The 16,698-nt window shown below is 60.7% G+C and carries 17 protein-coding genes; 11 read left to right on the plus strand and 6 right to left on the minus strand.

Going from position 1 to position 16,698, the window contains the following annotated elements:
* Nucleotides 1-323 precede the first annotated feature (323 nt).
* The 4 genes from GSQ94_RS08270 to GSQ94_RS08285 all read left to right on the plus strand — a co-directional run bounded on the left by GSQ94_RS08270 (nucleotide 324) and on the right by GSQ94_RS08285 (nucleotide 3,090).
* Nucleotides 324-530, plus strand: coding sequence for a hypothetical protein (locus GSQ94_RS08270; RefSeq protein ID WP_158943082.1), 207 nt, complete (start codon nucleotides 324-326; stop codon nucleotides 528-530).
* A 133-nt stretch (nucleotides 531-663) separates the two neighbouring features.
* Entirely contained in the window at nucleotides 664-1,596 is a 933-nt protein-coding gene (locus GSQ94_RS08275; protein ID WP_158943083.1) for a TerC/Alx family metal homeostasis membrane protein, read from the plus strand.
* Between the two features lie 283 nt (nucleotides 1,597-1,879).
* Nucleotides 1,880-2,431 carry a PEP-CTERM sorting domain-containing protein gene (locus tag GSQ94_RS08280; RefSeq protein ID WP_158943084.1) on the plus strand — a complete coding sequence of 184 codons (552 nt, stop codon included), beginning with the start codon at nucleotides 1,880-1,882 and terminating at the stop codon, nucleotides 2,429-2,431.
* Nucleotides 2,432-2,568: 137 nt separating this feature from the next.
* Nucleotides 2,569-3,090, plus strand: a complete 522-nt coding sequence (locus GSQ94_RS08285) for a PepSY domain-containing protein (protein WP_158943085.1) — start codon at nucleotides 2,569-2,571, stop codon at nucleotides 3,088-3,090.
* Between the two features lie 38 nt (nucleotides 3,091-3,128).
* Here GSQ94_RS08285 and GSQ94_RS08290 read toward each other — a convergent pair whose 3' ends face one another.
* Both GSQ94_RS08290 and nadB read right to left on the minus strand, forming a co-directional pair.
* Entirely contained in the window at nucleotides 3,129-3,383 is a 255-nt protein-coding gene (locus GSQ94_RS08290; RefSeq protein WP_158943086.1) for a hypothetical protein, read from the minus strand.
* Between the two features lie 11 nt (nucleotides 3,384-3,394).
* Nucleotides 3,395-4,945 (minus strand): L-aspartate oxidase, encoded by a 1,551-nt coding sequence (gene nadB / locus GSQ94_RS08295; protein WP_158943087.1) that lies wholly within the window; start codon nucleotides 4,943-4,945, stop codon nucleotides 3,395-3,397.
* A 58-nt stretch (nucleotides 4,946-5,003) separates the two neighbouring features.
* Between nadB and aroB the strand changes: the two genes are divergently transcribed.
* Together aroB and ubiE are read left to right on the plus strand one after the other, a co-directional pair.
* Nucleotides 5,004-6,146 carry a 3-dehydroquinate synthase gene (aroB, locus tag GSQ94_RS08300; protein ID WP_158943088.1) on the plus strand — a complete coding sequence of 381 codons (1,143 nt, stop codon included), beginning with the start codon at nucleotides 5,004-5,006 and terminating at the stop codon, nucleotides 6,144-6,146.
* Nucleotides 6,143-6,919 (plus strand): bifunctional demethylmenaquinone methyltransferase/2-methoxy-6-polyprenyl-1,4-benzoquinol methylase UbiE, encoded by a 777-nt coding sequence (gene ubiE / locus GSQ94_RS08305; protein ID WP_158943089.1) that lies wholly within the window; start codon nucleotides 6,143-6,145, stop codon nucleotides 6,917-6,919. The genes aroB and ubiE overlap by 4 nt, the downstream gene beginning before the upstream one ends.
* Before the next feature lie 6 nt (nucleotides 6,920-6,925).
* Here ubiE and GSQ94_RS08310 read toward each other — a convergent pair whose 3' ends face one another.
* Nucleotides 6,926-7,426 (minus strand): nuclear transport factor 2 family protein, encoded by a 501-nt coding sequence (locus tag GSQ94_RS08310; RefSeq protein ID WP_158943090.1) that lies wholly within the window; start codon nucleotides 7,424-7,426, stop codon nucleotides 6,926-6,928.
* Between the two features lie 208 nt (nucleotides 7,427-7,634).
* Between GSQ94_RS08310 and GSQ94_RS08315 the strand changes: the two genes are divergently transcribed.
* Nucleotides 7,635-9,089, plus strand: a complete 1,455-nt coding sequence (locus GSQ94_RS08315) for a cation diffusion facilitator family transporter (protein ID WP_158943091.1) — start codon at nucleotides 7,635-7,637, stop codon at nucleotides 9,087-9,089.
* Nucleotides 9,090-9,109: 20 nt separating this feature from the next.
* Here the strand turns inward: GSQ94_RS08315 and GSQ94_RS08320 are convergent, their stop codons facing one another.
* Nucleotides 9,110-9,526 (minus strand): cupin domain-containing protein, encoded by a 417-nt coding sequence (locus GSQ94_RS08320; RefSeq protein WP_216843048.1) that lies wholly within the window; start codon nucleotides 9,524-9,526, stop codon nucleotides 9,110-9,112.
* Nucleotides 9,527-9,654: 128 nt separating this feature from the next.
* Here GSQ94_RS08320 and GSQ94_RS08325 point away from each other — a divergent pair, with 128 nt between their 5' ends.
* From GSQ94_RS08325 to GSQ94_RS08340, 4 genes are all read left to right on the plus strand, one after another.
* The gene (locus GSQ94_RS08325; RefSeq protein WP_158943093.1) at nucleotides 9,655-10,035 is read left to right on the plus strand and encodes a hypothetical protein; all 381 of its coding nucleotides are present in this window, start codon (nucleotides 9,655-9,657) and stop codon (nucleotides 10,033-10,035) included.
* A gap of 106 nt (nucleotides 10,036-10,141) precedes the next feature.
* Nucleotides 10,142-12,487 carry a TonB-dependent receptor gene (locus tag GSQ94_RS08330; RefSeq protein WP_158943094.1) on the plus strand — a complete coding sequence of 782 codons (2,346 nt, stop codon included), beginning with the start codon at nucleotides 10,142-10,144 and terminating at the stop codon, nucleotides 12,485-12,487.
* Between the two features lie 211 nt (nucleotides 12,488-12,698).
* Nucleotides 12,699-13,544: a PASTA domain-containing protein gene (locus tag GSQ94_RS08335; protein ID WP_158943095.1), complete on the plus strand. Its 846-nt coding sequence runs from the start codon at nucleotides 12,699-12,701 to the stop codon at nucleotides 13,542-13,544.
* 61 nt (nucleotides 13,545-13,605) lie between these two features.
* Nucleotides 13,606-14,373, plus strand: coding sequence for an SDR family NAD(P)-dependent oxidoreductase (locus tag GSQ94_RS08340; RefSeq protein ID WP_158943096.1), 768 nt, complete (start codon nucleotides 13,606-13,608; stop codon nucleotides 14,371-14,373).
* Nucleotides 14,374-14,396: 23 nt separating this feature from the next.
* Here GSQ94_RS08340 and GSQ94_RS08345 read toward each other — a convergent pair whose 3' ends face one another.
* Nucleotides 14,397-15,740 carry an RsmB/NOP family class I SAM-dependent RNA methyltransferase gene (locus GSQ94_RS08345; RefSeq protein WP_158943097.1) on the minus strand — a complete coding sequence of 448 codons (1,344 nt, stop codon included), beginning with the start codon at nucleotides 15,738-15,740 and terminating at the stop codon, nucleotides 14,397-14,399.
* Nucleotides 15,737-16,669: a methionyl-tRNA formyltransferase gene (gene fmt / locus GSQ94_RS08350; protein ID WP_158943098.1), complete on the minus strand. Its 933-nt coding sequence runs from the start codon at nucleotides 16,667-16,669 to the stop codon at nucleotides 15,737-15,739. Before fmt ends, GSQ94_RS08345 begins: the two co-directional genes overlap by 4 nt.
* Between the last annotated feature and the right edge of the window lie 29 nt (nucleotides 16,670-16,698).

Raw genomic sequence — 16,698 nt, forward strand, 5'->3', positions numbered from 1 at the left:
GTTCCGTCCTTGCACATCCCCGTAGACCCTGCTGGCGGTGCTGCCTGGGCCACAGCCAACTGTGTTCCAACAAGCCCCGCCGCAACCGCCATCAAACAGATCGCAATCTTCATAAACGCTCCCGAATCATTGAATTTAGTAGGCCCGAATACCGCCAAATCCTACCCCATCCCGCTTGCACTGTCATCAAAATCCGCGATAAAACCCACCACTGCCAACAAAAAAAGCCTATATTTGTGACCCAAACGAGTTACAAACTACTGCATTCGAGGGATAGTAACTGGTTAATGCCCGCCATACTCTTGGCCGATAGGAGGTAGACCATGCAAACACCATCGTACGCAGACATCCACAACCGATACAGAGAACTAACCACCCGCACCGCTCGTCAAAACAATGCAGATGGCTTCCTCGAGACCCATCACATAGCCGATATTGCGCGCAGCCTGTTCCTCTCCTCCCTCCTGTGGATGGCGCTCGCAATCATCGTTTATACGGTCTATTCCATGGTCGCCGGCGCTCACTTATAGGGCCTCAGCTTCTCTGGATCCTGCAATCAGTTGCTCTGTCGAACCTCCCCCGACGAGTCTCCTGACCACTCCCACCCCCGCCCTGCAGAGCCCCAAATATCTATCCCATTCCACCCTGTAGCATCAAAGGGAGATGCTTGCCGCGACTCCCATCAGCCACTGGATAGGTTTTCACCTCTTCATCCTCATCCTGCTCGGGATCGAACTCCTCTACGTACGCCACCAGGGCCCCTCCAAGACAAGATCCACCTCCGTCGCCGCGACCATCCTCTGGGTCGCCGCCGCCCTCGCCTTTGCTCTCTTCCTCCTCCGCTCCATGGGCAGTCAGTCTGCCACCCAGTACCTCGCCGGCTACGCCATCGAAGAGTCGCTCTCCATCGACAATCTCTTCCTCTTTCTCCTTCTCTTCCGCGTCTTCAAAATCGAGCCTGCCCACCAGCCCAAAGCTCTCTTCTGGGGCGTGCTCGGCGCCATCCTTATGCGCGGAGCCTTCATCGCCGCTGGCCTCGGCCTCCTCGCCCGCTTTGAGTGGGTCAGTTACGTCTTCGCCGCCATCCTGCTCCTCGCTGCCATCCGCCTAGTACTTCCCAGCTCGAAGAAGGAGGAGATCCACACTCCTCGCTGGATTGCCTGGCTCTCTCGTCTACACCCCGTCAGCCTGCGCCAGGACAAGTTCTTCGTCATTGAAGAGGGCCAACGCATGATCACAGTCCTCTTCCTGGCTCTCATCGCCATCGAACTCACCGACGTCGTCTTCGCGCTCGACTCCATCCCCGCCGTCCTCTCCATCACCCGACAACCCTTCCTGGCCTATACCTCGAACATCATGGCCGTCATGGGCCTCCGTTCGCTCTACTTCCTTCTGGCTCACCTGCTGGCCAAGCTCCGCTTCCTCCACTACGGGCTCGCCGCGGTGCTCGCGTTCGCCGCCGTCAAGATGCTGGCCGCCCACTGGCTGGAGATTGGCCCATTACTCTCGCTTGGAACCATCATCGTTATCCTTGGCATCACCATCGCGCTCTCACTCCTGCTCAGTAACAAGGAAGCGACACCGGCGAACAGGTAACGATCCCCGCGAACAGCAGTAACCATCACCCTCTTTTGCAAAGACGCAGACGGAGAACATTTTCCGCCCGCTAGTGGAAAGTGTTTTCCTCTCTCTTCCTCCGCAAAAAAAACGTGCGCTCCCTCAGGCAAAAGTTGCAATCCAGTTTTGATATCACTTCGTCATGCGAAATCTTGAAGCTGACCGAAAACGTTACAGAAAACCTTATTTCTCGAAGAAATCCAACGAAAAGCGCTCTTTGGCCCGGCACTTGCATTACTCCTCGGCATAAGGAGTTCAACCTATGAAACTGCACGCTGCATTTCTCGCCCTGGTAACTCTCGCCCTTCTCCCATCTGCCTCACATGCCGACACTATCTCTGCCTCGATCGACACCGGATCCGGCGCTCAGATCATCACCCCGGTTCTCAAAGGAGGAGCAGAGGTCTTCAACTTCGACGCCTTCAGCACCGATCTCTTCAGCACCAGCCTCGAGACCTTCACCGCTACTTACACCAATCTCTCCGGCAGCCTCGGCGTCCTCAACGTCACCGAGTCCTGCGTCGCAGTCACCGTCGTATTCAAGATTGTCGCGCCCTGTAAAAGTCTCGCGTTCTCCTTTACCGATGCAAGCCTCGGCAATGTCAGCATCGAATCGATGCTTGGCCTCGGCGCAAGCGCGAAGGGCGATGTAGCTTCGATCAACTTTGACGGCAGCATTGGTGCGGGGTCCGCCTCCTTCGACTTCGCTCCCACCAACAGCCCAGTCCCAGAGCCAGGCACACTCAGCCTCATGGCCACCGGACTGCTTGGCGCAGCGGGTCTGCTCCGCCGCAGATTCGCCACAGCTTCCTAAGAAGGCTCAGACACGAAAGAGTCATCCTGTACTGCAAATTGTGGGTCGGCGCGAAGCCGCCGGCCCGCCCTTTTCCCCTTTGAATCAATCTACGACCAAACTTGTCCTAATTCGTTTTCTTCTGTAAAAAAGACCTAATGTCTTCTTCGCATACCTTTCTGAAGTACACCCGCCTGGTCCATCTCTATCTCGGCGTCTTCATCGCGCCAGCCTTGCTCTTCTTTGCCTTCACCGGAGCGCTCCAGACCTTCAGCCTGCACGAGACCACGCGAGGCAGCAGCTACAAGCCCCCTGCCTGGGCTGTCGTCCTCGGCCAGATCCACAAGAAACAGACCCCGATCGTCCCGGTCAGAAAAACCCCACCGCTCGACAAGCCAGCAGACAAATCTGGAAGATCTTCTGACAAGTCCGCTGACAAACCCCAGTCAGTCCCCTCGGACACGACACAAAATCCGTTGCCCAAACCAGCCGACGCCCAAGCGCCTAAACCTCACCACGCGCTGCCTCTGAAGATCTTCTTTCTGCTCGTCTCCATAGGGCTTTTCGTCTCGACCATCTCTGGCATCTACATGTCTTACAAATACATTCGCAACCGGATTCTCGTCACAGCGCTGCTTCTTGCCGGTGTCATTCTTCCCGTGGTGCTGACGATCGCGTAATCGGCGGTACGCAACTCATCGAGCCGAGCGCCGTCCTGTCACGGCTCTTGCTCGCGGCCGGTGTTGCTCTTTCCCCGTCGAAGAAGCAGCACCAGCAGCACCACCACTGCGACGATTCCGCCGCCAAACAGTCCCGCCATTGCGGCAGCCAGCGTTACAGGTCCGCCGTGGAAGGGACCATTCATCCTCACATCTGCGATCTTGTAGTAAATCCCTGTCGCCACAGCGAAGAAGCTGACAGCCGCTCCTGCCAGAGAGACAACGAAGCGCTGGGCGCCGCGATTAGAAGACACGACGAACCCCCTCAGGCCACAAACTCAAGCCTCCCGCGCTGCATCACCGAGTGCTTCGCAATCTCATTTCTGAGCGGAAAATCATTGCGAAAGTGTGCCCCCCGGCTCTCTTCCCGTCCCAGCGCCGAAGCCACGATCAGCTCTGCCACCACGTGCAGGTTGCGCGCCTCCACTGCTCTGCGGGTCAACCCCTTGGGCATCGCCGCTGCCAGAGCATCCAACCCCCGCTTCGCCAGGTTCAGGCCATCCGCATCCCGCAACAACCCGGCGTACTTCCACATCAGCTCCCGCAGCTCTTTGATCCACTTCTCTGTAGCCGCCTCCGAAGTTGGCCTCGCGCTCGCAACCGGAGCCACCACACACGCTCCAGCCTCATCCCTCCGAGCCTCTGCGATCATCGTCTCTGCCGCCATCGCCCCAAACACCAGCCCTTCCAGCAGCGAGTTGCTCGCCAGCCGGTTCGCGCCATGCACACCCGTACAGGCGGCCTCACCAGCCGCATATAGCCCCGGCAGCGAACTTCGCCCCTGCACGTCAGTCTTCACTCCACCCATCAGGTAGTGTGCCGCAGGACGAACCGGAATCAGATCCCGTCCCAGCTCCAGCCGGTACTTCGCGAGAAATCTCGAGATCCCCGGAAACCGCGCCTGCAGATCTTTCTTCACATGCCGCATATCGAGATACACCGGTCCATCCATCCCCTCGCGCGTAATCGCCCGCGCCACCACATCCCGAGGCGCCAACTCGAGCAGCGGATGATACCGCTCCATGAACCGCTCCCCCTTCTCATTTACCAGATATGCTCCCTCGCCGCGCAATGCCTCGCTCAACAAAAATCGCGGAGCCCCCACAGCAGAGAACGCCGTCGGATGAAACTGGTAGAACTCCATATCGCTCACCGCTGCGCCCGCTCGATAAGCCATCGCAATCCCATCCCCCGTAGCCACCGCCGGATTCGTCGTATCGCTGTAAACCTGCCCAGCCCCACCGCTGGCCAGCAGCACGGCTCCAGCCTGCACCACTCGCAGCCCGCCCTCGCCATCGAGCAGCGTAGCCCCCACGACGCGCCCATTCTCAACAATCAAATCCACACTCGTAGTCCACTCCATCAACTCGATTGCAGGAATCTCCCGCACATGACGCAGCAGCGACACAGCGATCTCCTTCCCCGTCGCATCTCCATTCGCATGCAGAATCCGCGACAGGCTATGCGCCCCTTCGCGCGTCCGCATCAGCCCGCCACCCTCGCCCGCAGGATACCGATCGAACGCCGTTCCCCACTCCAGCAACTCCGCCACGCGCCTCGGCCCTTCAGACACCAGCACCGCAGCCGCCTCACGGTTCACCAGCCCATCCCCGGCCGCTACCGTGTCCTCCAGATGTAGCGCCACGTCTTCGTCGCCACCCATCGCCACTGCGATCCCGCCCTGCGCGTAAGCCGTATTCGACTCCGCCAGCTCTTCCTTGGTCACTACCAATACCGTGCCTGTCTTCGCCAATCGAATCGCCGCACTCAGCCCTGCAATCCCTGCCCCAATCACCAGAAAATCAAACCGTTCCATACCTCGATGCTACTCCTCTGAAACCGTCGTAGAATGCCTGCGATACGATGGAGAGACCGTGCCTGTGATCCCTGTCAAAACGCCCTCGGCAAACTACGACGTCACCATCGCCTCAGGTCTCCTCCGTACCCTCTCGCCACGCCTTCGCAAGCTGAATCCCAACAGACCCTTTCGCCCCTTCGTAATCACCTCGCCCAACATCTGGGCGCTCTGGTCCAAGCCCTTCCTCGCGTCCTTCAAAGAGTCTCCAACCGTCCTCTTCCATCCCCCAGGCGAATCGCACAAACGTATGAGCAGCGTCGAAGCGCTCGCGCAGCAGCTCGCCACCGCCGGAGCCGACCGCGACTCGCTCCTCCTCGCCTTCGGCGGCGGTGTCATCGGCGACATCACCGGCTTCCTCGCCGCCATCTACATGCGTGGCATCCGCTACGTCCAGGTACCCACCACGCTCCTCGCCCAGGTCGACTCCTCCCTCGGCGGCAAGACCGGCGTCAACCTCGCCGCAGGCAAGAACCTCATCGGCAGCTTCTATCACCCGCAAGCCGTCTTCGCCGACACCGACCTCCTCCGCACCCTCCCCCCCGCCGAGCTCCGCGCCGGCCTCCAGGAGTCCATCAAGGCCGGCATCATCTACGACGCAAAACTCTTCCGCGCCATGGAGCAGAACGCCGAAGCCATCCTCAGCACCAAGCAAAACGCCGACCCGGCAGCCCTGACGCGCGCAGTAGCTGCCTCCGTCCACGTCAAAGCCGACGTCGTCAGCAAAGATGAAAAAGAGTCCGGCCTGCGCATGATCCTGAACTTCGGCCATACCATCGGCCACGCTATCGAGGCCGCCACCAACTACAAACAACTCCTCCACGGCGAAGCCGTTGCCTGGGGCTCCATCGCCGCCCTCAACGTAGCCATCGCACGCAAAACCATCAAGCCGAAGGAAGCCGAGCGCATCACAAAACTCATCCTCCGTTACGGCCCGCTGCCCGCCTTCAAAGCCACCGCCGAAAAACTTGTCGCCCTCACCGCCCGCGACAAGAAGAACCGCAGCGGCATCCGCTCCTTCGTCCTGCCCACAGCCATCGGCAAAGTAGAGATCGTCCGCAACGTCACCGAAGCCGAACTTCTCGCCGCCACCGAATCCATGCTCACCCTCATGCGCGAACACACGTCTACTCCGCTTGCAAAAAAGAGCAGTAAGCGGTGAACACACAGCCAACAAAACCCGAACACGAACGCTCCACCGGAGCCCGTCCCGCCGGCATCACCACCGAGCAGGCCGCCGCCGCGAACGTGCAGCAGATGTTCGACACCATCGCTCCCACCTACGACCGCGCCAACCACCTCCTCTCCGCCGGCATCGACCGCTACTGGTGGACCCGCACCGCGCGCCTCTTCCAGCCGATCCTGCAACACCCCGAAGCCGTCATCCTCGATCTCTGCTGCGGCACCGGCGACATGACCATGGCTCTCTACGAACACCGCCCTCACACGCCAGAAGCCGCACCCATCCTCGCCGTAGACTTCTCCCACCAGATGCTCTCCCGCGGCGCAGAAAAATTCGCCCCTTACAACATCACTCCCATCGAAGCTGACGCCCTTAACCTTCCCATCGCCGACGCCTCCGTCGATCTCGTCACCTCCGCGTTCGGCTTTCGCAACCTCGCCAACTACGAAGAAGGCCTTGCGGAGCTTTACCGCATCCTCCGCCCTGGCGGGCAGATCGGCATCCTCGACTGCAACCAGCCCGAGGGCTTCGTCGGCGCACTCTACAACCTCTACTTCAGAGCCATCCTCCCTAAACTCGGTGGCCTCATCTCCGGCAAGCCCGCAGCTTACAGCTACCTTCCCGCCTCGGTCGAACGCTTCCCTCGCTCTCCCCGCATGCTGCAACTCATCCGGGCCGCGGGCTTCACCAACGCCACCTGGACCAGCTACACCTTCGGCACCGCCGGCCTCTACCACGCCACCAAACCCTAGTGCCCTCTAGCGCGTAGCGACGCTCGAAGCAGGCGGAGCAGAAGGCACACGGGTACTATGCATAAACTCAACTCTCCAGACACCACCCCGCCTCTCAAGAAACCCCGACTCAAGCCACGTCTGGGCTACAGTCCCCGAAGCATCCGTCACACCGCCTTTATTCACATAGGCAATCCAAGCCGCGTCCCCAATAATGTGCACATCAGGCTCCGTCACATTCCACTCGTAGTTCCTCCCCTTCGCATGTTCCGCCTTGATCAACGTCATGATGGCGTCCCCATCAAATCGCGCCCCAGCGTCGTAGAGGTAAAACCCCGGCGCAACCACCGCATGAAACTTCGCAAGGTTGTCGTGAGCAGCCGCATCGAAGATGGCGCTCACTGCACTCACAACCTGAATCCCATCCGCACTTAGCACTTTCTGTTGACCCGTAGCAGGACGAACATTCGCAGCGATCAGAATCACCACCGCAGTCACTGCAATTGCAATACGAACTCTCCATGTCATAGAACACCTCCTCAAAAACGAGTTGCAGCGTCACAATCCGCCACTCCCTCACGAAGAATAACTCCTGCAAAGCAGGCGCTCAAAACTGCTGTTCCCCATCAAGCGTGAGTCTCTCAAAAAGATCGCACAAACACTAACGTTGCTCTTTGCCATCATCTCCTGACTCGCAGTCAAACCTCCTTCAATCCGAACCATGTACCATTCCTCAATGAGTACTACGGCCCAGCCCGAAGAAGCCGCGACCCAGCACAACGCCAAGCGTTCTGCCGCGCTCTTCTCCGTCCTCGCCGCATTCGCCGTCACTCTCCTCAAGCTCCTCACCGGCATCCTCACCGGCTCCCTCGGCATGCTCTCCGAAGCCGCGCACTCCGGCATCGATCTCATCGCCGCTGCTATCACCTTCTTCTCCGTCCAGGTCTCCGACCGCCCCGCCGACGACGACCACACCTACGGCCACGGCAAGATCGAAAGCCTCTCCGCAGGCATCGAGTCCGTCCTCATGCTCGGCTCCTGCATCTGGATCCTCACCGAGGCCATTCGCCGCATCGCTCATCGCGAACACCTCACCCTCAAATTCTCCATCTGGCCCTTCGCCGTTCTTCTCCTCTCCATCACGGTCGACTACACCCGCTCCCGCAAGCTCCGCCGCATCGCCTCCGAGACCAAGAGCGAAGCCCTTGAGGCCGACGCCATCCACTTCGGTACCGACATCTGGTCCTCCCTCGCAGTTCTATTCGGTCTCGCTGCAACCTACATAGGTCAGCGCTACAAAATACCGCAACTAGAGCTCGCCGACCCCATCGCCGCCATCATCGTCTCCGCCATCATCCTCAAGGTCACCTGGAGCCTGGCCCGCCGCACCATCGACGCCCTCACCGACGCCACTCCCATCGAAACCCGCGCCCAGGCCCGCAGCATGATGCGCGATGTCGCTGCGATCGATGGCGTCCTCTCCGTCGATCGCATCCGCACCCGCCGCGCCGGTCCCAACTACTTCGCCGATCTCACCCTCGGCCTTCCCCGCAACCTCACCTTCCAGCGCTCCGAGCAGATCACCATGGCCGCCACCGCCGCCATCCGCCGTCATCTCCCCGGTGCCGACGTCGTCGTTCACTCCATCCCCACTGCCTCCGTCGCCGAAAGCATTCACGACCGGATCCGCGCCGTCGCTGCCCGCTCCAACCTGGCCATCCACGACGTAGCCGTGCAGGAGTACAACCACACCCTCCACGTCGAACAGCACCTTGAGGTCGACGAGAAGATGTCCCTCAGCGCCGCCCACGCCCTCGTCACCCAGCTCGAGTCCGATATCTGCCGCGAGATTCCTGAGATCTCCACCATCCTCACCCACATCGAAAGCGAGCCCGCCACCATCGAGCGCCCCGCCTCCCTCGAACGAGACCGCCAACTCGAAGTCCGTCTGCGCCGCGCCGCCGCTGCCTTCCCCGAGATCCTCGACATCCACGAAGTCTTCGTCACCCGCGCCCACAACAACGGAGCCGATCGCATCCAGGTCAACTGCCACTGCACCCTGCCCGACGACCTGCCCATGTCGAAGGTTCACGAGATCATCACCGCGCTCGAAAACGCATTCAAGCTCGACTGCCCCGAGGTCTCACGTCTCCTCATCCACCCTGAGCCCGCGACCGACAACCGCCGCTGACCCACCTTCAACGACAGCTGTTACTTCTCCTCACTTATCGACAAGGGAAGCTCAGAGTTCCCCGCGTAGAAGACAACGAGCACCACTCCCGCCTCGCCCGTAACGCCTCGATGCGCACTGTCGACCATCTCCGCAACCGCCTCACCTGTTGCGAAGTGCTTTGATGTCCCGTCTCTCTTCTCAACCGTCAGGTCGCCGGAGAGAATATACGCGGCATTTGGAAAGGGATGCTCATGCCACTTCATCTTCGTCCGCGGAGGAATCGTAATCTTCAAAACGCTAAGCTTAGGTTGTCCCGCGGGATAGGCTTTGTAGGGTGTGCCGTCCCACGAAGACGTGGTTTGAAGCACCGTTTCAATCTGAATCTTCGAGGGCGAGTCTTGCGCGTGTGCAAAGCACGCAAGAACAAAGGGCAACAAAACAGTGGCAACTTTCAAATGTCTTCTCATCCTCTACAGGATAATCGTCCTTCGAAAGCCTGATCAAACTTCGACTCACGCTAAGAAGCCGATTGCAATCATGTCAGTTTGACAACCCTTCGATGCCACTCCGCTACAATAAAACCGTGCGACGCATAATCGGCATCACGCTACTGCTTCTCTTCAGCTCGCCGCTGATCTCGCCTCTGCTGGCTCTCACCGCCAGCGGCGCAGCGAATCTCCCGGCCTGTTGCAGACGGAACGGCGCACATCATTGCATGAGGAACATGCAGCAGGCAGAGTCCTCCAGCTCGGGTATCAACGTATCTACGATCCCGCAGACGTGCCCCTCGTATCCCGCGGCGGTCACCTCAATCCAGCATGGAGATCTGTCGCTCCACACTGCCTCGCTCATCTTTGCAGAGATCGTCAGCCATCCCTCCGTCAAGACCCAGACTCACGCCCGCGCCCGCGTGGCCCTCGATCGATCCCGCCAGAAGCGCGGCCCTCCCTCCTACTCCCTCTAAGCGACCCGACCAGCAACCGACGCCTCGACCCTGAAACCAGAGTCCGTCGATATGCCGTCCCGTACCGCAGCTCCAACTCCGTCAGCCCACTGACGAGGAAGATCCCATGCGCAAGCTTGCTCTACTCTGTCTCCTATCGTTCCTTTCTATCTTCGGCGCCATCACTGCCCGAGCCAGCATCTTCAGCCAGCTTCACGGCGTCGTCCACGACCCGCAGCATCGCCCCATCGCCAACGCGCATATCGAACTCCACGCAACAAACTCCGCCTTCAGCAAATCCACCACCACCGCACCTGATGGCTCCTTCACCATCCCCTCTCTGCCGCTGGGCGACTACATCCTCACCATCTCGCAGCCAGGCTTCGATACCGCAAAGCAATCCCTCACGCTAGCCTCCGACACCGCACCCGTCCTCCACATCGAGCTCCATCTCGGCACCGTCCAGCAGACCACCTCCGTCACCACCGACGCGAACACCTCCAACGTGAACACGGTCACCCCAACCACGCTCATCAGCCGCGAAGACATCGCGCAAACCCCAGGCGCCGACCGCACCAACTCCCTCGCCATGATCACCGACTACGTTCCCGGCGCCTACATCACCCACGACATGCTTCACATGCGCGGCGGCCACCAGGTCTCCTGGCTCCTCGACGGCGTTCAAATCCCCAACACCAACATCGCCAGCAACCTCGGCGCGCAGATCGACCCCAAGGACATCGACTACATCGAAACCCAGCGCGGCAGCTACACCTCCGACGTCGGCGACCGCACCTACGGCGTCTTCAACGTCGTCCCCCGCACCGGCTTCGAGCGCAACCGTCAGGCAGAGCTCATCCTCAGCGCAGGCAGCTTCCTCCAGACCAACTCGCAGATCAACTTCGGCGACCACACTGAAAAGTTCGCCTACTACGCCAGCCTCAACGGCAACCGCAGCGACTACGGCCTCTCCCCACCCACAGGAGTCGTCATCCACGACGCCAGCAACGGCTACGGCGGCTTCGCCTCCCTGCTCTACAACCGCACTCCTAAAGACCAGCTCCGTCTCATCACCCAGCTACGCGCCGACTACTTCCAAATCCCATTCGACCCTGATCCCAACAGCATCGGCAACCAGCAGTTTCAATCCAGCGGCCTTCGCGACGGTCAGCACGAACTCGATGGCACGGTCGCCTTCTCCTGGCTGCACACCTTCAACCCATCAACCGTCCTCCAGATCTCACCCTTCTTCCACTACAACCGCGCCGACTATGAATCCAACCCCAACGACACTCCCGTAGCCACCACCTCCGACCGCAGCTCCACCTACGCCGGCGCACAAGCCAACATTACCGCCGACCTCTTTCCGACTAAGCCCGGCCGCAACACCATCCAGGCCGGCTTCTACTCCTTCGGCCAGCACGACAACTACCTCTTCGGCGCAACATTCAACGACGGCAGCGGCACCGCCCCGTTCTCCACTCCAGATTCAGCCAGTGGCGGCGTCATCGAAGAGTACGTCTCCGACAACTACAAACCCACCTCCTGGCTCACTTTCATTGCAGGTCTGCGGCTCACGCACTTTCAAGGCTCGTTCACAGAAAACGAAGCCGATCCACGCTTTGGCACAGCCCTCCGCATTCCCAAACTCAACTGGGTCTTCCGCGGCTTCTACGGCCGTTTCTATCAACCGCCACCTCTGCTCACCTTCGGCTGTACCGCTGCAGCCATCGCCAACGGCACCTGCAGCATCCAGAACTTCGCCCTCAGCACCGGCACCAGCTTCGCCCCACTCCACGGCGAGCGCGATGAAGAGCATCAGTTCGGTGTTCAAATTCCCCTCCGCGGTTGGCTCCTAGACGCCGACACCTTCAAAACCCGCGTCAACAACTTCCTCGACCACTCCAACATCGGCGACTCCAGCATCTACTTCCCCGTCACCGTCGACGGCGCACTCATCCGCGCCTGGGAGCTGAGCCTCCGCAGCCCGCGCCTCTGGAACTTCGGCCAGGCTCATCTCGCCTACTCCAACCAGATCGCCGAGCAACGCGGAGCCATCACCGGCGGCCTCATCTGCTCTCCTCCCAACTCAGCCGAGTGCGACGTCGACCCTAACTACACCCCGGTCGATCACGATCAGCGCAACACCCTCAACATCGGCTTCAACGCAACCCTCCCCTGGCGCACCACCGCCTCCACAAACGTCTACTACGGCTCCGGCTTCACCAACGGCGGCTTCGATCCCGACGGGCCACCTGCCGACCCTCGCTATCCAAACCCCTACCTGCCGCAGCACACCACCTTCGATCTCTCCCTCGGCAAAACCTTCAGCGAAAAACTCACCGCATCCATCACCGCAACCAACGTAGCCAACCGCCGCGTCCTACTCGACAACAGCCTCACCTTCGGCGGCTTTCACTTCAACGACCCGCGCGAGATCTTCGGCGAACTGCGTTACCGCTTCAGGTACTGATGAACGACCCGCTAGGCGCGGAGCGGTCACTTCGTGACGTGTATACCTTGTGTCGACAGATCAGCAGCATGGGGCCTCGCGATGCTCGTCGCGAGCATCGCGAGCGCCAATGAATCACGATCCATTACGACCAGTACACAAGTCACGAAGTGACCGCACCACGCGGAGTGGGCCCGTCCGGCAGGACACCTCCGCTATACTCTGAAAACACATGAAGGTCCGCCTCTCAAGAAGCGTCTCTCGCGGCATCAACCGCATCAATCGCATCTTCAACATCGTCCTCGGTGCTCTTGCGATGCTTATCGTCGCGCTGGTCTCCGCCTTCATCACCATGCGCCTCGCCATCCACGGCCACGAGGTCAAAGTCCCCGACCTCACCAACCTCACGCTCTCCGAGGCCAGCAAAAAAACAACATCACTCGGCCTTAGCCTCAGCCTCGAAAACCGCTTCTACTCCCCCAACACGCAGCCCGGCCGCGTCCTCGCGCAATCACCCGCCCCCGGCCTCACCGTCCGTCGCGAGTGGCCCGTCCGCGTCACCGAAAGCCTCGGCGCACAACAAGTCGCCATCCCGGATCTCCTCGGCCAGACCGAGCGCACCGCCTCTATCAACATTCGCCGCCTCGGCCTCGAACTAGGCACCGTCTCCCACATCGCCTCTCCCGGCGAACCCGGCACCGTCATCGCGCAAACCCCCACCCCGAACGCCAGCGGAGTCGACCGCCCCCGCGTCAGCCTCCTGCTCAGCGATCCCGAAACCGGCAGCTCTCCCCAGGCCTTCGTCATGCCCTCGCTCGCCGGCCTTACCCTCACCGGAGCAGCAGCCCGCGCCGCATCCGCAGGCCTCCACATCGCCAGCGCTGAAGACCTCAACCTCAATGCAACATCAGCCACCGCTCCGCTCTCCGCACAATGGTCACCCGCTGCGACCACACCGTCCTACACCGAACCCATAGCGCGCACGGTCTCCTCCATCGGCACCGTCATCGCACAGACCCCACCCGCCGGCCACCGCGTCGTCAAAGGCGATGCCGTCCACATCACCCTCACTGATTGATCCTTCTGTATCAAACCTGCATCACATCTATGCCGTGCGACAAACCGGATGGAGCCGCCTGATGTCGAACTTCGCCACCTACCCCAGCCTGAAAGATCGCGTTGTACTCATCACCGGCGGCGGCTCTGGTATCGGCGCCTCTCTCGTCGAACACTTCGCGTCGCAACAAGCCAGGGTAGCCTTCCTCGACATCGCGGAGCAGCACTCCGTAGATCTTGTCGAGCGCATCGCACCCCTCAGCACGCATCGCCCACTCTTCCTGCGCTGCGACCTCACCGACATCGCCGCCCTGCAATCTGCAATCACGCAGATCTCCCGCGATCTCGGCACCCCTCAGGTCCTCGTCAACAATGCGGGAAGCGACGACCGGCACGACTTCGCCGACGTAACACCCGAGTATTGGGACCAGAGAATCGCGGTCAATCTTCGCCATCAGTTCTTCGCTTCACAAGCAGTGGCAGAAGGAATGAAGGCAACCGGAAGAGGCTCCATCATCAACATGAGTTCAATCTCGTGGATGATTCCTGCTCGCCGTCTTCCCGTCTACAACATGGCCAAGGCCGCTATCGTAGGCATGACGCGCTCTCTCGCGCACGAGCTGGGACCCGCGGGAATCCGCGTCAACTGCGTTCTTCCGGGAGCAATCTTAACCAAGCGCCAGCGCCGACTATGGCTGTCCAAAGAGTACGAGCAAGAAGTCCTCGGCTTGCAGTGCCTCAAGCGTCTTCTCCTTCCCGACGATGTGGCCCGGCTGGTCCTCTTCCTCGCAGCCGACGACAGCGAAGCGATCACCAATCAAAGTCACATCATCGACGGCGGCTGGATCTAGCTGGCATTTTTACGACACAGCTTCTACGCCCGCTCCAGAATCACAGCAAAAAAACCATCCCCATCATGCACCCCCGGCAGCGTTCTTAACGCCCCACCCCGCACTGCCGACCTCATCTCACCACTCAGAACCCCACTCTCCGCAAGCTCCGTCATCACTCCATCCACGGGCACACGCACGATACCGCCCCCGGCGACCACAGCATCCACCACGCCCTCACACTCTTCTGCCTCCAGCGAGCAAGTCGAATACACCAGCCTCCCGCCCGGAGTCAGCCGCTTCAACGCCCCCTTCAGAATCGCCCTCTGCCTCTCCGCCTGCCGCGCGAACTCCTCCACCTTCAGTCGATGCCGAATCTCCGGATTGCTCGCCATCGTGCCGGTCCCCGAGCAGGGCACATCGCACAAGATCAAATCGAACTCGCCCGCTACTCCTTTAGCATCCGCTGCATCAGCAACCGCAAACCCAACGCGCTCCGCATACGCGTATCGCCGCAGCCGCCCCTCGGTCTGCGCAAGCCGCTTCGCACTCACATCACTCGCAACTAACGATGCACCGCCCAGCCGCTTCGCCAACACCAAAGTCTTCCCCCCGGGAGCGGCACAACAATCCCAAACCCGTTTCGCCTCAGGCATCGCCGCAGCCGCAATCTCCGCCACCAGACGTGATCCATCATCCATCACCGGCCAATCGTCGCCGCGTTCCACAAACATCCCACCCTCAGCCGGCTCCTGCTGATCCGCCTCGCAGATCTTCAACGCCGCATCACGCCCATACGCCGCCACCCATCGCTCCACCAGCCATCGCGGATGGCCCAGCCGCTCCGCAAACGCAGCCACAGACTCATGAATCCGCACCCCCGGCTTCTGCGCCGCAGCCAGCTTCCGCAGCACCGCATTCACCATACCCGTAGCATGTGGCTCCCCCGCTGCTCGACACAACTCCACACTCTCACTCAACGCGGCATGCGCCGGAATCCTCTCCAGATGCAGCAACTGAAACGCCCCCATCCGCAGCGCAATCGCCACCGGCTCCGCCAGCCTCTGCTCCGGCCTCTGCAGCAACCCGCGAACCCGTGCATCCAGCGCAATCTGCCATCGCAGCACACCCATCACCAGAGCCGTCGTCAGGTTCCGGTCCTCCGGCGACAGAGCATCTACCCGCGCCGAGTGCAGCAGCTCATCGCTGTGCCCTTTGTTCTCTCCCACCAGCTTCAAAATCTCAAACGCAGCCAGCCGCGCCGAGGTTATCTTAGCTACCGCAGCCTCCACCGAAGCCGTAGGCCCGGCAGACACAGGCCTCTTTCGCGCCACTGTCCGCGTCCGCTCTACTCCCTGATCCCTGTTTCCTGCACCCTGCTTCTTCATATCCCCAACCGTTCGCCGCTCTTCACCTGGTACCCACGCAAAAACTCCGCCGCACTCATCCGCTTCTTCCCTTCCATCTGAACCTCAAGGAGCTCCGCCACCGTCCCACCCCCACAACCAACCAGCATCAACTCACCATCCACCAACAACTCGCCCGCAGCAATCGATGCACCTTTACAAATCTTCATCTTCGAAACAATCAACTTCTTTCCCCGCAACGTAGTATGTGCGCCCGGCCACGGCTGAAACCCTCTCCACCTGTCGTAGATCTGCTGAGCCGTCCGCGAAAAATCGACCAGCCCATCCTCGCGCTTCAAAATCGGAGCCAGCGTAGCCAGCGCATGATCCTGCACCTGCGCAAAGATCGTCCCTGCCTCCAAACCCTTCAGCGTATCCACCATCAAGTTCGCTCCCAACGGCGCCAGGCACCCGTATACATCCACCGCCGTCTCCTCCTGCCCCACCGGACACACCGCTGCCAGCAGCATGTCGCCCGTGTCCAGCCCGGCATCCAACCGCATCGTCGTCACGCCCGTCACCACCTCGCCGCAAGCCACCGCCCACTGAATCGGCGCGGCCCCGCGATACTTCGGCAGCAGCGACCCATGCAGATTGATATTCCCAAACCGCGGCAACTCCAGCATCCACTGCGGAATAATCCGCCCATACGCGACCACAAGAATCGCATCCGGCGCGATCGCTTCCAGCCTCTCCCGCAGCTCCAGATTGCTCTTGATCTTCTCCGGCTGCATCACCGGCAAGCCATGCTTCAGCGCCGCCTCCTTCACCGGAGGCACATGCACCTCCAGGCCGCGTCCCGCCGCACGATCCGGCTGCGTCACCACCAGCGCCACTTCATGCCCTGCCGCAATCACTGCTTCCAGCGTCGGCACAGCAAACTCCGGCGTCCCACAAAAAACCAGCTTCATCGTCTTACCTCATGTCCTGCCGGACGGGC

This window comes from Granulicella sp. S190 (assembly GCF_009766095.1).
In the GTDB taxonomy this organism is placed as follows: domain Bacteria; phylum Acidobacteriota; class Terriglobia; order Terriglobales; family Acidobacteriaceae; genus Edaphobacter.

What these genes read in the sequence shown, in the direction of transcription:
- GSQ94_RS08270 (WP_158943082.1), top strand. Translation starts at nt 324, where the DNA reads ATGCAAACACCATCGTACGCAGACATCCACAACCGATACAGAGAACTA.
- GSQ94_RS08275 (WP_158943083.1), top strand. Translation starts at nt 664, where the DNA reads ATGCTTGCCGCGACTCCCATCAGCCACTGGATAGGTTTTCACCTCTTC.
- GSQ94_RS08280 (WP_158943084.1), top strand. Translation starts at nt 1,880, where the DNA reads ATGAAACTGCACGCTGCATTTCTCGCCCTGGTAACTCTCGCCCTTCTC.
- GSQ94_RS08285 (WP_158943085.1), top strand. Translation starts at nt 2,569, where the DNA reads ATGTCTTCTTCGCATACCTTTCTGAAGTACACCCGCCTGGTCCATCTC.
- nadB (WP_158943087.1), bottom strand. Translation starts at nt 4,945, where the DNA reads ATGGAACGGTTTGATTTTCTGGTGATTGGGGCAGGGATTGCAGGGCTG.
- GSQ94_RS08310 (WP_158943090.1), bottom strand. Translation starts at nt 7,426, where the DNA reads ATGACATGGAGAGTTCGTATTGCAATTGCAGTGACTGCGGTGGTGATT.
- GSQ94_RS08315 (WP_158943091.1), top strand. Translation starts at nt 7,635, where the DNA reads ATGAGTACTACGGCCCAGCCCGAAGAAGCCGCGACCCAGCACAACGCC.
- GSQ94_RS08330 (WP_158943094.1), top strand. Translation starts at nt 10,142, where the DNA reads ATGCGCAAGCTTGCTCTACTCTGTCTCCTATCGTTCCTTTCTATCTTC.
- GSQ94_RS08335 (WP_158943095.1), top strand. Translation starts at nt 12,699, where the DNA reads ATGAAGGTCCGCCTCTCAAGAAGCGTCTCTCGCGGCATCAACCGCATC.
- GSQ94_RS08340 (WP_158943096.1), top strand. Translation starts at nt 13,606, where the DNA reads ATGTCGAACTTCGCCACCTACCCCAGCCTGAAAGATCGCGTTGTACTC.
- GSQ94_RS08345 (WP_158943097.1), bottom strand. Translation starts at nt 15,740, where the DNA reads ATGAAGAAGCAGGGTGCAGGAAACAGGGATCAGGGAGTAGAGCGGACG.
- fmt (WP_158943098.1), bottom strand. Translation starts at nt 16,669, where the DNA reads ATGAAGCTGGTTTTTTGTGGGACGCCGGAGTTTGCTGTGCCGACGCTG.